Origin of the sequence: Thalassospira sp. UBA848, assembly GCF_002295455.1 — a bacterium.
Lineage (GTDB): Bacteria > Pseudomonadota > Alphaproteobacteria > Rhodospirillales > Thalassospiraceae > Thalassospira.
The window spans coordinates 36,805-50,859 of sequence record NZ_DBGS01000090.1; the positions used below are offsets into that span (position 1 = coordinate 36,805).

Genomic DNA, 14,055 nt, shown 5'->3' on the forward strand with positions numbered 1-14,055 from the left:
ATGACGTCATAGCGGCGCATGACAGCCTGCTGGTCGTAACAGGGCTTTTCCGCCGTATCGGCCGGGTCGGAAATTTCCGACCCATCGGTGGTGACAAGGAAGAATTCCGCCTCAACCCCGGTTTTGACATTCAGGCCAAGTTCTGCCGCCTTGGCGATCTGCGCTTTCAGAACGTTGCGCGGTGCCTGTTCGACCGGTGTGCCTTCCATGATGCAATCGGCGGCAACCCATGCGACTTCCGGTTTCCAGGGCAACTGGATGACAGAATCCGGATCAGGAATGGCGAACATGTCGGGGTGGGCCGGGCTCAGGTCAAGCCAGGTGGCGAAACCGGCAAAGCCCGCACCTTCTTCCTGCATGTCGGCAATTGCCTGGGTCGGGACAAGTTTGGCGCGCTGTCCGCCAAACAGATCGGTAAAGCTGATCATGAAGTATTTGATGCCGCGTTCCCGGGCAAAGGCTGATAGATCCTTGGTCATCGAAGTCCCCTGACGAATTTTATCAATATCCATCGGTTCCCCGGGCGCGCCAGAAGGCGCACCGGGTCCGGTGGTACGTTAACTGTTCTAGAATCCTCCCTGACCCGGAACCCAGTTGGTTCCGGCAAGCGGTACACCAGCCATGGCGGCCGCTTCGATATTCAGTGCGCAGAGATCCTCGGGTTCGAGGTTGTGCACATGATTTTTGCCGCAGGCGCGCGCAATTGTTTGCGCTTCAAGGGTCATGACCTTCAGATAGTTGGCCAGTCGCCGCCCGGCGGCAATCGGGTCAACCCGCTTCATCAGGTCGGCATCCTGTGTCGTGATGCCTGCGGGATCACGACCTTCATGCCAATCGTCATAGGCACCTGCGGTGGTGCCAAGTTCGTTATATTCTTCTTCCCATTTCGGGTCATTATCCCCAATCGCGACAAGGGCCGCAGTCCCGATGGAAACGGCATCTGCGCCAAGGGCAAGCGCCTTGGCAACATCGGCACCATTGCGGATTCCGCCCGAAACGATCAACTGTACTTTGCGGTGCATGCCCATGTCTTGCAATGCTTTTACCGCTGGGCGGATGCAGGCAAGGGTCGGCTGACCGACATGTTCGATAAAGACTTCCTGGGTTGCTGCCGTGCCGCCCTGCATACCATCAAGCACGATGACATCGGCACCGGCCTTGACCGCAAGGGCCACGTCATAATAGGGGCGTGCACCACCAACCTTGATGAAGATCGGTTTTTCCCAGTCGGTGATTTCGCGGATTTCCTGAATTTTGATTTCAAGATCATCCGGGCCGGTCCAGTCAGGATGACGGCAGGCGGATCGCTGATCGATGCCCATTGGCAGGTTGCGCATTTCAGCAACGCGGTCGGAGATCTTCTGACCCAGCAGCATACCGCCGCCGCCCGGTTTTGCGCCCTGACCAATGACAATTTCAATTGCATCAGCACGTTTCAGGTCGCGCGGGTTCATGCCATAGCGTGACGGCAGGTACTGATAAACAAGCTGGGTGGAATGGCCGCGCTCTTCCTCGGTCATGCCGCCATCGCCCGTGGTGGTCGAGGTGCCAGCAGCAGATGCGCCGCGTCCAAGCGCCTCCTTGGCCGGACCGGAGAGCGAACCAAAGCTCATGCCGGCAATCGTGATCGGAATTTTAAGTTCGATCGGTTTCTTGGCAAAACGGGTACCCAGCGTGACGGCGGTTTCGCATTTCTCGCGGTATCCTTCCAGCGGATAGCGCGACATGGATGCCCCAAGGAACAAAAGGTCGTCAAAATGCGGGACCTTGCGTTTGGCGCCACCACCACGGATGTCATAAATGCCGGTCGCGGCAGCACGGCGGATTTCCGAAAGGGTATAATCATCAAACGTTGCCGATTTACGCGGCGTCGTAACGGGATTTTTGTAGCTCATGTTCTGATCCTGTCTTTGGGCTGAAATGCGCAAGTTTGAAGTGCTGCGCAGCTTTCAGCGTGCCGCATCAATAGGCGTCGAAATTATCGACACTGAAGTTGTAAAGCGTTCTGGCCGAGCCATAGCGCGTGAATTCCTCGGGCTTCACATCCGTGATGCCTGCATCTGCAAGAAGCTTGGTCAGCAGGTCGATATGTTCGGCCCGCATTTCCTTTTTCTCGCAATCGGCACCAAGGCTTTTGACCGTGCCGCGCACAAAAAGGCGCGCTTCATAAAGCGAGTCACCCAGTGCATCACCCGCATCGCCCAGAACAACAAGGTTGCCCGATTGCGCCATGAAGGCCGACATATGGCCGATATTGCCTTTGACGACGATATCGACACCTTTCATCGAAATGCCGCAGCGTGAAGATGCATTGCCTTCGATCACCAGCAATCCGCCATGGGCGGTGGCCCCGGCATACTGGCTGGCATCGCCCTTGATCACGACTTTGCCCGACATCATGTTTTCCGCCACACCCGGACCGGCATTGCCTTTGACCGTGATGGTGGCCTGTTCGTTCATGCCCGCACAGTAATAGCCGACACTGCCGTCAATCGTGACATTGACGGGTGCGTCAATGCCAACGGCAACAGCATGCGAGCCACGCGGATTGGTGACTTCGAAATCCTCGTTCGCACCACTTTTATCAAGCGCATGAAGCGCCTGATTGAGCGCGCGCAGTTCGGTGGTTGCAAGATCAAACACTGGCATGTGTGTTCCTTCCTCAGTTGACCGCGATGTGTCAGCGGTCGGGTCGGCGCGCCATCGCAGCAGCCGACAGGGTTCGTGTTAATCAGTGTTCCCAGAAGTAAACGGTGGCCGGTTCCGGCTCCCACACCTTGGCGTCTTCAATGCCCGGCAGGTTGACCAGTGCGCGGTATTCGGACCCGAATGCGACATAGGCATCGGTTTCCGCCATCACGGCTGGTTTGCAGGCAATCGGATCGCGCACAACGCCAAAGCCCGATTTGGTGCCAACCACAAAGGTGAAGAAGCCATCAAGGTCATCAAGCGCACTGGTCAGTGCCTCTCCCAGGTTTTTGCCCTTGGCCATTTCACCGGTCAGATAGGCCGCTGCGACTTCTGAGTCATTCTGGGTTTCAAGGCGAATGCCTTCGCGGGTCAGTTCGCGGCGAAGGTTGTTGTGGTTTGACAGTGAACCATTATGCACCAGGCACTGGTCCGATCCGGTCGAGAAGGGGTGGGCACCAAGGGTGGTGACGGCACTTTCGGTCGCCATACGGGTGTGGCCAATGCCGTGGGTGCCGGTCATGTCGGAAATCTTGAAACGTTCAAGCACGTCCTTGGGCAGGCCGACTTCCTTGTAGATTTCCATCGCGCTCCCGGTTCCCATGATGCGGACATCCGGGCGCAGTTCTTCAAGGGCCGTCCGGGTTACATCAAGCTGGTCGCTTGAAACCGTTATGACGGCATGGGTGCTTTTGGGCAGGATTGATGCATTTGTGACCCCGGCCTTGCGCAGGTCTTCGGTCAGTCCGGCAAAATCTGTTTCCGGGGCCGGAGACTGAATCGTGAGTTTGACCAGATCATTCTGGTCCGCACCATAAATTGCGATGCCCGCGCTATCGGGACCACGGTCGGTCATGGTCACCAGCATTTCCGACAGCAAAGTGCCGAGTTGCGGTTCCAGACTTTTATCTTTGAGGAATAAACCAACAATGCCGCACATGGCAGGACAGTCTCCATTCTGTTTCTGAAATGGAGACTACCTGTTCGCGAATGCGGAATCAACTAGGAAGAATAAAAATTTCTTCTCAGTGAATTGATGTTTTCACCAGAGTGAATGCTTATCCACGGGCGGGATAGCAGATGATTGACAGGTAACGTATTGGAAATGATAGAAGTTCCTCTGGTCCGTGGCGGGCATCGGCATCAAAGAACAGGCTGTCGCCTTCTTTCATGTAGTAAAGCTGATCGCCATGGCGGTAGCGGACTTCACCCTCAAGCATATAGATGAGCTCCATGCCTTCATGTTGGAAGGCGGGGAAGCTGCTCGACTCCTCGGTCAGGGTCAGCAAATACGGCTCAACCACAACGCCGCTGGTGTTGTTATCGATATGACCCAGCAGGTTATATTCATGACCCGCGCGTGTGCCGCGGCGCTCGATCGCGATACCTTCACCGGCTTTGACAAAGACCGCATTGCGCGGTTCTTCATAGCGGCGGAAGAAATCAGTCAGAGGCACACCCAGCGCACTTGCCAGAGCCTGAAGCGATGTCAGGGATGGCGATGTCACACCGTTTTCGATCTTGGACAGCATCCCCATTGAAATGCCCGTTGCCGAGGCCAGGTCGGAAATCGTGATGCCCAGTTTCTTGCGCAGCGCACGGACCTCGTGACCGATGGCGATTTCCAGATTGTTTTCCTTTGGTTCGCGAAGCGCGTGCGGGTCCTGGGTGAGGGCGGCGGGTTTGCTCATGGAATCCATGCCTGATCCTTGATCGCTTTTGTCGGTGGTGTGCGGTGCTTGGTCTTTATTGGTGCTTGCCATTCTGGCTTGTCCTCCGTCACCGGTTTTTCCCGGTGCGGGTCCTGCTCGTTTCTGGTTTCCTCAAAACGGTCCGTTGATCGGGCCTGCTTTTATGGCGGTTGTATGAGGTCCGGACTTTTGCCATCCCGGATCGCTAATACGCCACTGCATGACTTACACTGGCAGGAAATATTTATCAACTACAGGGAAAATAAAAATCCCAATTCCCTATACCAATGGCGTTAGGCGAAGTTGTTGCGATGCCGCATAAAATAGCCTTGCAGGAATAAAATTTGAATAAAATGAAAGATAATTATTGCGTTCGCGAACAAGATGCCGCCAAAATATAGAACAAAATAAGCCAAAAATAGCGCGCTGATTGTGCGCGGAGGCAATCATATCAGGAGGCCATCATTATGACTGCGAGCTGGAGATTTTCAGCCCTTGCCGACCGGCATCGTGCGCTTGGTTCCAATCTTGAAGACTGGAGTGGGATGGGCACGGCCTGGACCTATGATAAGGACTGGGACGAGGAATATATCGCGATCCGTACCAAAGCCGGGATCATGGATGTTTCGGGCCTGAAAAAGGTTCATATCACCGGCCCGCACGCGTCCCACGTGATCGACTATGCCACCACGCGCAATGTCGAAAAAATCTATCCCGGCAAATCGGTCTATGCCTGCATGCTCAATGATCAGGGCAAGTTCACCGATGACTGCGTGATCTATCGCATGGGTCCGAATTCATGGATGGTGGTTCATGGATCGGGCACCGGCCACGAAGAACTGACCAAGGCCGCGATGGGCCGTGATGTATCGGTTCGTTTTGATGACAACCTGCATGATTTGTCACTGCAAGGACCGCTTGCGGTGGATTATCTGGCCGAATATGTTCCAGGCATTCGCGATCTGCCCTATTTCCATCACACGCAGACCCAGTTGTTTGGCGCGCCTGTGATGATTTCACGTACCGGTTACACCGGCGAACGTGGTTACGAGATTTTCTGCCGCGCACAGGATGCCGGGATGATCTGGGACCGCATCGTTGCCGAGGGCAACGATATGGGCATTATCCCGACCCGCTTTACCACGCTTGATATGCTGCGTGTTGAAAGCTACCTGCTGTTTTATCCCTATGATAACTCGCAGATGTACCCGTTCGAAAATGAAGGTCCGGGCGATACCCTGTGGGAGCTTGGTCTTGATTTCACCGTCAGCCCGGGCAAGACCGGTTTCCGCGGTGCCGAGGAACATTACCGCCTGAAAGGCAAGGAGCGCTTCAAGATCTTTGGCATTCTGTTTGATGGCAAGGAAGTCCCGGCCGAAGGGGCCGAGGTGTTCAAGGACGGGGCCAAGGTCGGCGTTGTGACCTGTGCGATGTATTCACCGCTCAAGGACCAGACCATGGCCATTGCCCGTCTGGCGGTGGATTGCGCCGAACAGGGTGTGCGTCTTGAAGTAACCGGTGAAAAAGGCATGCTCGGCGGAATGGCCCATACCATGCCATTTGATGACCCCAAAAAATTGAAAAGAACAGCCAAGGGTTAAGGTCGGTGACCGGGGGCTGTCAGAGGCCCCCGGATCAACCGCCTTGATCCTTGTGGTTTCTGACAGAATGGGACCCGCTACCATGTCTGAGAGTTTGATAGAAGAAAGCATTATCTCCCGCCCGACCTATGGCGCTTTAAAAATCGTGCCCGGTCTGGCGCATTATTTTCTGGCCGATGCATCCGGTGCCGAATGTGTCATTCGGGTCGTGCAGGAATTGCCCCGCGACATGATGGAAAAGGTACATATCCTGTATGTACCGACCCCGGGCGAAACTGCGCTTATCACGTCACTTTATGCGCTTGGCGCCAACCGGTTCGAACATTTCCCGACCATTGACGACGCCGTCGCCAAGCTTGGTGAATGGCTGTCAGACGCCAAGATGGGCAGCCAGCTTTATCTTGCCGGGACCGAGGGCCTTGTTGGGCAGGGCGTTGCCAAGGGTGAGGAATGCGGCCTCGATCATACAGCGGTGCAGTGTGAGCATCGCGGCAGTCTGGCACGTCGTGTCCAGTGTGTTCATTGCAAAACCATGATCGAGGACGTCACCACCCAGCCGGTCAAATGCCCGTCTTGCGATTTGCTTCTGCTCGTGCGTGATCATTATTCCCGTCGACTGGCGGCGTTTCAGGGGGTCTGCATCAATGCCGAAGACCCGTCTGAAGAAATCGAGATCAAGGAGGTGTTCAAATGAGTGCATCTGATCATTTGATTCCGGTTGTCGTCAGCAATGTGGTCGAGGTCAACCCGATCATTAAACGGTTCGAATTCAAGCACGTGAATGGCGATGAATTGCCCGCCTTTTCGGGCGGGGCGCATATCGTTGTCGAGATGCTTGATGATGGCACCAAACGCAAAAATCCCTATTCGTTGATGAGTTCCCCGTTCGAGCGTGACCAGTATGCGATTTCGGTACGTCGCGACGATACCGGGCGTGGCGGATCGAAATTCATGCATGAACAGGTCACACCCGGTACGCAGATGAAAATCTCTGCCCCGGTCAATCTGTTCGCGCTCGACTTGCGCGCCAGAAAGCATCTGATGATTGCGGGGGGCATCGGCATCACGCCGTTCATCGCACAGATGACGCAGGCCGATAAACTTGGCGTGCCGTTTGAGCTGCACTATGCCGCGCGTTCAGCATCTCAGGCCGCCTATATGGACAGCCTTGCAGATCGTTTTGGCGATCATGTGTCGTGCTATTGCGATGATCAGGGCGAAAGCGTTGATTTCGAAACCCTTCTATCCAGTCAGCCATTGGGCACGCATGTCTATGTTTGCGGCCCAAAGGGCATGATCGAACGGGTGGTTGAAACCGCCACAAGTCTTGGTTGGCCTGCAGCACACGTTCATTTCGAACACTTCCTGGCCCCACCGGTTGGCGAGCCCTTTGAAGTGCATCTGGCCAAGGCCGGGATTGATATCACTGTGGGTGCGGAGCAAAGCCTGCTTGAAGCTGTTGAGGCATCGGGAACCCCGATCAATTGCATGTGCCGGGGCGGGGCGTGTGGTCAATGCGAAACGGCTGTCGTCGCCTGTGACGGCGAGATCATGCACAACGACCATTGGCTTGATGAAGAACAGCGCGCAGCCAAGCAGCGGATCATGCCGTGTGTTTCGCGGTTCCGTGGCAAACGCCTTGAACTTGATCTGTAAAGGGGATTTCAGCCATGACAATCCAGTTTAAAGACGAAACCTTTCGCGGTGATTTCACCTACGCCAACAGCCCGTCAAACATTCCGCGTTTTCCGTTTCCGTTCCCGGAAGACGAATATATGTATTCCACCAATATCGAACCGCATCATGCTGCGCGTGCCGGCAGTCCGTTTGAAAATGCGTTCGATGTTGATGAACATTACGTCGCGGAAATGAAGGACCGCGCCCTTGTTCTGGCCGAAGATCCCGGTCGGTGTCAGGCCCTGCCGCATATGGAAACCGCCGGGTGGGATTTCCTTGAACTCGTGATGGTGTCCAAGGCGCGCGATTATCCTGATCTGTTCAAACTGACCATGGATGGTGATCGCTGGCACTGGATCAACAAGCCACTTCAGATCGACGATACCTTTACCTTTGGCGACAGTTCGACACTGCCCTGCCACCCGATGGAATATATCGGACGTCAGGTACAAGGCGATCACGCTATCCTTGATCAACGCGATGGCAATCTTTGGATGGATGCCGGGATCATCACGGCACAGGCCGACTGGTCGCTTGATTTCGACATTGGCATGAATTTCTTTGAATGGCATGCGCCTGTCCCGCTTGCCCACGAACTGGGTGTGTTCCAGCGTGCGCTGAAATTCCTTCTGACCCTGCCACAAGGCCAGCCATCGCGGCGCCTGAACTGGACGCTGACGGTTAATCCGCGTCTGGATACCAGCCCGGAAAACTATCCCAAATGGGGGCCCGACAAACTGACAGTGACGCCCGAGAATATCGGCGAAAAGATCCATCTGCGCGTGGAGCTTCAGACGTTTTGGCGTCTGCCGCGCTCCAACGCGATCCTGTTTCCCATTCGCACTTATCTGATGGCGATGAACGAAGTGGTGACCCAGCCGAAATGGGGGCGTCGCCTGCATCGTGTGATGCGTGATCTTCGGCCTGAACTTGTCGATTACAAGGGGCTGTCACGCTACCACCCGATCCTGGTCGAATGGCTTTCACAATTTGACGACGGCGCGCCGACGTCACCGGGGATTTTCCCCGACTAGGGCTTTGACCCTGAAAAACGAACCGGCACAAAGCCGGACGGAGGAAACGAATAACGCTTTTATTGGGGAATTAAGGCTATGACACTTCGTGTTGCGATTATTGGCGCCGGTCCGTCGGGCATGGCGCAGATGCGTGCATTTCAATCTGCTGCCGCCAAAGGGGCCGAAATCCCCGAAATAGTGTGTTTTGAACGTCAGGAAGACTGGGGTGGCTTGTGGAATTACACTTGGCGCACCGGTCTTGATGAATATGGCGAACCGATCCACGGGTCGATGTATCGCTATTTGTGGTCAAACGGCCCAAAGGAATGCCTTGAATTTGCCGACTACACGTTTGAGGAACATTTTGGCAAACCCATCGCATCCTATCCGCCGCGCGCGGTGATTTGGGATTACATCAAAGGGCGCGTTGAAAAGGCCAATGTCCGGCCATGGGTGCGTTTCAGAACACCGGTCCGCACCGTTGAGTTTGACGAGGAAAGCCAAACCTTTTTGGTGACGGCTCATGATCTGAAAAATGATGTGGTTTCGACCGAGGAGTTTGATCATGTGATTGTTGCCAATGGTCATTTTTCGACCCCGAATGTGCCGGAATTTCCCGGTTTTGATACCTTTGGCGGGCGTGTTCTGCACGCCCATGATTTCCGCGATGCGCTGGAATTCAAGGACAAGGATATCCTGATCATCGGCACGTCCTATTCTGCCGAGGATATCGGATCGCAATGTTACAAGTATGGCTGTAAATCCGTCACGGTCAGTCACCGGACCAATCCGATCGGTTTTGACTGGCCTGATAACTGGGCCGAGGTGCCGCTTCTGACCAAGGTTGATGGCAATACCGCCTATTTCAAGGATGGCTCATCGCGCGATGTCGATGCGATCATTCTGTGCACCGGCTATCAGCATTACTTCCCGTTCCTGACCGATGATCTGCGCCTTAAGACCGATAACCGTCTGTGGCCGCTGGGGCTTTATAAAGGTGTCGTCTGGGAAGAAAATCCGAAGATGATGTATCTTGGCATGCAAGACCAGTTCTATACCTTCAACATGTTTGACGCGCAGGCATGGTTCGCCCGCGATGTCATCATGGGGCGCATTCCCTTGCCATCGAAGGATGAGATGAAGGCCGACAGTAAAGCCTGGCGGGATCGCGAGGAAGGCCTGAAAGACGATCATGACATGATCTGGTTCCAGGGGGATTACACCGCCCATCTGATCGAAATGACGGACTATCCGATGTTCGACATCGAAGGGGTAAACAAGACCTTCGAGGAGTGGGAGCATGACAAGGCCGACGACATCATGGGCTATCGCAACAAGTCCTATCGGTCCCTGATGACGGGCAATATGTCACCGGCCCATCACACGCCTTGGCTGGACGAGCTTGATGACAGCCTTGAAGCCTATTTGCAGATCGAAAAGAAAACGGCTGCCGAATAGGCAGCCGTATTGCGAGACCTTTAAAGAAGCGGGTGGAAGCCCGCCGTCTCCCTTAATCAAACTCGCAGTCACCCCCGCAGCCGTTATGGCGGCGGGGTTTCTTTTCGGGCCTGGATGCCACAGTCCCTAGGACCGTGGCTTTTCCTTTTTCGGGTCGTAATGCGGAAATGCCGTGATGGTGGCGGGCAGGCGAACCATATGGCCGTCCAGCTTGCCAATCTCGACCTCTGTCCCGATATCGGCATGTGCAATGTCGACCCGGGCAAGGGCGATGTTTTTGCCAAGAATGGGCGATCGGACGGCACTGGTAATTACGCCAATTTGGGCGCGCCCGATATGCACGCAATCACCATGCCCCACCGTGACATTGCCATCAATCTCGATCCCGACCAGTTTGTGTGACGGATGTTCCTTGCGCCGGATCAGGGCATCGCGCCCGATAAAGTCATCTTCCTTGGACTTCAGCGGCACGGTAAAGCCGATCCCGGCTTCAAACGGGTCGGTCTGATCGGAGAATTCATAATCGGCAAAGATCAGGCCCGCCTCAATACGGACCATATCAAGGGCGGCCAGCCCCATCGGCGTCAGCCCGTGTGGTTTGCCCGCGTCCCTGACGGCGTCAAAGACGGTGGTGGCATCCTTGGGATGGCACCAAACTTCGTAGCCCAGTTCGCCGGTATAGCCGGTGCGCGATACCACGACGGGTGCGCCTTTGGCATCCCCGATCCGGCCAATGGTGAATTTGAACCAGTCGACTTCATCAAGCTTGGGCTGATGCGGGGGTGTCCAGATCACTTCGCGGAGGATCTCACGGCTTTTGGGACCCTGAACGGCGATGTTGTGCATCTGATCGGTTGATGAGCGGATCAGGACCTGCAGGCCAAGTTTTTCGGCCTGTTCACGCAGCCACACGCCACTATAGTCATCACCGCAAATCCAGCGGAAGTTATCCTGCCCCAGACGCAGCAGCGTACCATCATCAATCATGCCGCCATGCGGATAACACATCGCGGAATAGACAACCTGTCCGATACCAAGCTTTTTGACATTACGCGTCAGGCAATATTGCATCAGCGTTTCGCTGTCCGGGCCGGTGATTTCAAACTTGCGCAACGCAGACAGATCAATCACCACCGCCTTTTCACGGCAAGCATAATATTCTTCGATCATGCCGTGGCCGGTATATTCATGCGCGAGCCAGAAGCCCTTATATTCGACGAAATTGCGGGTCAGTTCACTCAGACGCGGGTGGAAGGCAGTTTCTTTGGTCATTTTTGCTTCGGCCTCTGCAGTCGGGCGCCAGGCAACGGCATGGGTGAATTTTTCTTTGCTGTCATAGCTTCGGATATGGATGTCGGTCGGTTTCCACCCATTGGCGGCCGATGTGTCATCCGGGCAGGCTGACGAAACACAGACAAGGTCCGTCATTGCGCGCAGCAACACATAATCGCCCGGACGCGACCAGGGCTGATCGGCATACATCACGCCGTGATCATCGATACCGGTGTTGAAAAAGAAGTTGATCGCCATCCAGCCGGGGCGCGGATCAACGCCATGTTGGGCAAGGGCTGCGTTGAAGTTGTCCGTGCAGTTCACATGGCCGGGGTAGCCGATATCATCGTAATATTTCGCCGCACAGGCCATGGCAAATGCGTCATGACGTCCGCAGGTGTCCTGAACGACTTCGACCAGCGGGTCCATATCCTGATCAAAGTACTTGCCGTGCAGACCCGGCATTGGATAGGCGTGGCCCATCAATGTGCGTGTGGTGGTCACATCCAGTGGGTTCTGTATGCTGCGGTCAAGTTTGCGCGCATCAAAGCACTGAAAATCTGTGCATTGCCGCCCATCGACGTCCAGAATCTGGATATAGTCGCCGGCCTTGATTTCATAGGCCTCGGCGGTCGAGGAATGAACACGCAAATCTACCACCGGATCGGTCAGCGGATCGGGCAGCGCAAAGCTGTTGGTATCAGAATGATGGGCGCGTTTGACCAGTGCGGTGATCGGCGTTGCGGTGTTGTGCGCGTCAATCTGCATCAGTGGCGCAGGCGTGGCAATGATGACAAAGCCATCCAGATGCACGGTCATTTCTACTGTGTCACCCGGCGGGCTGCCATTTCCAAACAGCCGTTGCGCACGACAGTCTTCAAGGCGGATGTCACGACGGCGCAGCGTTTGGGCAAAGCGGCCAAGGCTGTTATCAAACGGCGCGTTCAGCAGCTCCATCAATCCTTGCGGCGCGCCGTAGGGCATTTGATCAAAAATACCAGGGCAGGGTTTGCCGGCTGTGGTCAGGCCCACCAATTCAACGGTTTGCATGCCTTCGCAGTTTCGAAGACCAAGTTGATCGCCCTCGCGCACGGAAATCATGATCGCACCGCGTCCGGGAATTTCATAGCGTTCGCGGTTGCGCGCCATGGCGGTTCGTCCTGCATTGATGATGCGACTGGGACGCGCGGCGCGGACTGAATGAGGATAGGTTTCCGGCGGACGGGTGAGATCGATCATTATGGCCTCGTACGGTGAATGATCTGAAAGCGACGGGAAGTCAGATGGCCCGAAGAACCGGACCGGGAGTCGGCCTGTTTCCCCTGTTGGCATGCCGATCAGGCGTGCCTGAATTCTTCTTGGATATTTCGTCTGTTGCAGAAAGGCAGAGAGGCCAGTTTTGATACTGGCCTCTCGCTGTGTCGGTTGAGCGAAGCAGCACCTTAAGGTTCAGGGCAGAATGGTCCTGCTTCACGTCAATCAGATTACATGTCTTTGTAGGCTTTGCTCTCGTGACGGGCCATCGAAGCGATGGTCCATACGCACACACCGATACCAACCAGCGTGAAGAGAACAAGCAGTGCTGGCTTGTCTGCGAAGGTGAAGTAAGCTTCTGCACCTTCCCAGGTTGTAAGCGGAGCTGTATTCATTTTTCAGTTTCCTTGTGTCGAAAAATTCAGATCGCGATTACTCGGCCGGGGTCGGCGAAGTCGGATCGTTGGTGAACGCTGCCGGAACAGAGCTTTCCGGATATGCGCTTGCCGGAACTTCAGCCTTGTCGAGGCCAGCCAGCTCTGCGTTTTCAGAAACGCGCAGCAGACCAACAACCTTCAGAACCAGGGACAGAACGTAACCCGGTGCGAAGCCAAGGATCATGAAGACGACAGCACTTGAAAGCTGACCAACAAACGAGATCTCCGGACCGGCAACGTTCGGGTAACCCGACGCAAAGATACCGGCCATCACAAGGCCCCAGACACCGCCAAAGCCGTGAACGGCAACAGCACCAACGGCATCGTCGATTTTGAATTTCTCGACCAGGATGTCGTTGAGTTTCGGCATGACACAACCGCCGCCGAAGCTGACAAGGAAGGCAAGACCCGGATAGTAAAGGTCAAGTGCTGGTGCAGAAGAGATCACACCGATCAGGGCACCGGACATCATCCAGAACGGATCGCGGGTGACCAGATACGCACCGATCATGCCGCCTGCAACGCCCATCAGGGTGTTGAATGCGAATGCCGACAGGGTTGCCGGGGTGTTGTAAATGGTCATCCAGGTGTCGCCGGTATAGATGATGCAGCCGCCAAGGAAGCCGAAGAAGCCCATAACGATAAGCATCAGGCCAATCAGCGACATCGGCATGTTGTGACCGTCGATGTTGTTGACCGAACCATCGGCATTGAAGCGACCGATACGCGGACCAAGGTTGATCAGAACACCAAGGGTAAAGAAGCCAGCCACGGTGTGAACGGCACCCGCCGCGCCAACGTCATGCAGGCCCCACTCGGTGGTGAGCCAGCCATCCGGGTGCCAGCCCCAGGATGCGCCAAGGATCCAGACAACCGAGCCCAGAAAGATCGCAAGGATCGTGAAGCCGGAAATACGGATACGTTCGATCACCGAACCCGACATGATCGAGGCGGTGGTTGC

At 55.4% G+C, this 14,055-nt stretch carries 12 protein-coding genes and 1 pseudogene; 5 read left to right on the forward strand and 8 right to left on the reverse strand.

Annotated features, from left to right (window positions below):
- The 5 genes and pseudogenes from B2R48_RS12815 to B2R48_RS12835 form a co-directional block, all read right to left on the reverse strand.
- Nucleotides 1–512 (reverse strand): annotated as a pseudogene (locus B2R48_RS12815) (type III glutamate--ammonia ligase); the annotation flags it as partial.
- A gap of 54 nt (nt 513–566) precedes the next feature.
- Nucleotides 567–1,895 carry an FMN-binding glutamate synthase family protein gene (locus B2R48_RS12820; protein WP_062958025.1) on the reverse strand — a complete coding sequence of 443 codons (1,329 nt, stop codon included), beginning with the start codon at nt 1,893–1,895 and terminating at the stop codon, nt 567–569.
- Nucleotides 1,896–1,962: 67 nt separating this feature from the next.
- Nucleotides 1,963–2,649 (reverse strand): GXGXG domain-containing protein, encoded by a 687-nt coding sequence (locus B2R48_RS12825; RefSeq protein WP_213475638.1) that lies wholly within the window; start codon nt 2,647–2,649, stop codon nt 1,963–1,965.
- An 82-nt stretch (nt 2,650–2,731) separates the two neighbouring features.
- Nucleotides 2,732–3,628 carry a class II glutamine amidotransferase gene (locus tag B2R48_RS12830; RefSeq protein ID WP_062958023.1) on the reverse strand — a complete coding sequence of 299 codons (897 nt, stop codon included), beginning with the start codon at nt 3,626–3,628 and terminating at the stop codon, nt 2,732–2,734.
- A 118-nt stretch (nt 3,629–3,746) separates the two neighbouring features.
- Entirely contained in the window at nt 3,747–4,451 is a 705-nt protein-coding gene (locus B2R48_RS12835) for a helix-turn-helix domain-containing protein (protein WP_213475639.1), read from the reverse strand.
- Between the two features lie 395 nt (nt 4,452–4,846).
- Here B2R48_RS12835 and B2R48_RS12840 point away from each other — a divergent pair, with 395 nt between their 5' ends.
- The 5 genes from B2R48_RS12840 to B2R48_RS12860 all read left to right on the forward strand — a co-directional run bounded on the left by B2R48_RS12840 (nt 4,847) and on the right by B2R48_RS12860 (nt 10,131).
- Nucleotides 4,847–5,980: an aminomethyltransferase family protein gene (locus tag B2R48_RS12840; protein ID WP_297000997.1), complete on the forward strand. Its 1,134-nt coding sequence runs from the start codon at nt 4,847–4,849 to the stop codon at nt 5,978–5,980.
- Between the two features lie 82 nt (nt 5,981–6,062).
- Nucleotides 6,063–6,674, forward strand: a complete 612-nt coding sequence (locus tag B2R48_RS12845; protein ID WP_297001000.1) for a dimethylamine monooxygenase subunit DmmA family protein — start codon at nt 6,063–6,065, stop codon at nt 6,672–6,674.
- Nucleotides 6,671–7,636, forward strand: coding sequence for a PDR/VanB family oxidoreductase (locus B2R48_RS12850; protein WP_297001003.1), 966 nt, complete (start codon nt 6,671–6,673; stop codon nt 7,634–7,636). The genes B2R48_RS12845 and B2R48_RS12850 overlap by 4 nt, the downstream gene beginning before the upstream one ends.
- Nucleotides 7,637–7,650: 14 nt before the next feature.
- On the forward strand, nt 7,651–8,691 hold the full coding sequence (locus tag B2R48_RS12855) for a heme-dependent oxidative N-demethylase family protein (RefSeq protein ID WP_213475643.1): 1,041 nt from the start codon (nt 7,651–7,653) through the stop codon (nt 8,689–8,691).
- A 78-nt stretch (nt 8,692–8,769) separates the two neighbouring features.
- Complete coding sequence (locus tag B2R48_RS12860; RefSeq protein ID WP_297001007.1) at nt 8,770–10,131, forward strand: NAD(P)-binding domain-containing protein; 1,362 nt, start codon at nt 8,770–8,772, stop codon at nt 10,129–10,131.
- Nucleotides 10,132–10,257: 126 nt separating this feature from the next.
- On the opposite strand, the gene B2R48_RS12865 is transcribed toward B2R48_RS12860, so the two are convergent.
- From B2R48_RS12865 to B2R48_RS12875, 3 genes are all read right to left on the reverse strand, one after another.
- Nucleotides 10,258–12,642, reverse strand: a complete 2,385-nt coding sequence (locus B2R48_RS12865; RefSeq protein WP_297001009.1) for a DUF1989 domain-containing protein — start codon at nt 12,640–12,642, stop codon at nt 10,258–10,260.
- A gap of 245 nt (nt 12,643–12,887) precedes the next feature.
- A complete protein-coding gene (locus tag B2R48_RS12870) occupies nt 12,888–13,052 on the reverse strand; it encodes a hypothetical protein (RefSeq protein ID WP_181838592.1) in 165 nt (54 codons plus the stop codon).
- Nucleotides 13,053–13,089: 37 nt separating this feature from the next.
- The coding region (locus B2R48_RS12875; protein WP_297001015.1) for an ammonium transporter at nt 13,090–14,055 on the reverse strand (966 nt) is incomplete at its 5' end.

What these genes read in the sequence shown, in the direction of transcription:
- B2R48_RS12820 (WP_062958025.1), bottom strand. Translation starts at nt 1,895, where the DNA reads ATGAGCTACAAAAATCCCGTTACGACGCCGCGTAAATCGGCAACGTTT.
- B2R48_RS12825 (WP_213475638.1), bottom strand. Translation starts at nt 2,649, where the DNA reads ATGCCAGTGTTTGATCTTGCAACCACCGAACTGCGCGCGCTCAATCAG.
- B2R48_RS12830 (WP_062958023.1), bottom strand. Translation starts at nt 3,628, where the DNA reads ATGTGCGGCATTGTTGGTTTATTCCTCAAAGATAAAAGTCTGGAACCG.
- B2R48_RS12835 (WP_213475639.1), bottom strand. Translation starts at nt 4,451, where the DNA reads ATGGCAAGCACCAATAAAGACCAAGCACCGCACACCACCGACAAAAGC.
- B2R48_RS12840 (WP_297000997.1), top strand. Translation starts at nt 4,847, where the DNA reads ATGACTGCGAGCTGGAGATTTTCAGCCCTTGCCGACCGGCATCGTGCG.
- B2R48_RS12845 (WP_297001000.1), top strand. Translation starts at nt 6,063, where the DNA reads ATGTCTGAGAGTTTGATAGAAGAAAGCATTATCTCCCGCCCGACCTAT.
- B2R48_RS12850 (WP_297001003.1), top strand. Translation starts at nt 6,671, where the DNA reads ATGAGTGCATCTGATCATTTGATTCCGGTTGTCGTCAGCAATGTGGTC.
- B2R48_RS12855 (WP_213475643.1), top strand. Translation starts at nt 7,651, where the DNA reads ATGACAATCCAGTTTAAAGACGAAACCTTTCGCGGTGATTTCACCTAC.
- B2R48_RS12860 (WP_297001007.1), top strand. Translation starts at nt 8,770, where the DNA reads ATGACACTTCGTGTTGCGATTATTGGCGCCGGTCCGTCGGGCATGGCG.
- B2R48_RS12865 (WP_297001009.1), bottom strand. Translation starts at nt 12,642, where the DNA reads ATGATCGATCTCACCCGTCCGCCGGAAACCTATCCTCATTCAGTCCGC.
- B2R48_RS12870 (WP_181838592.1), bottom strand. Translation starts at nt 13,052, where the DNA reads ATGAATACAGCTCCGCTTACAACCTGGGAAGGTGCAGAAGCTTACTTC.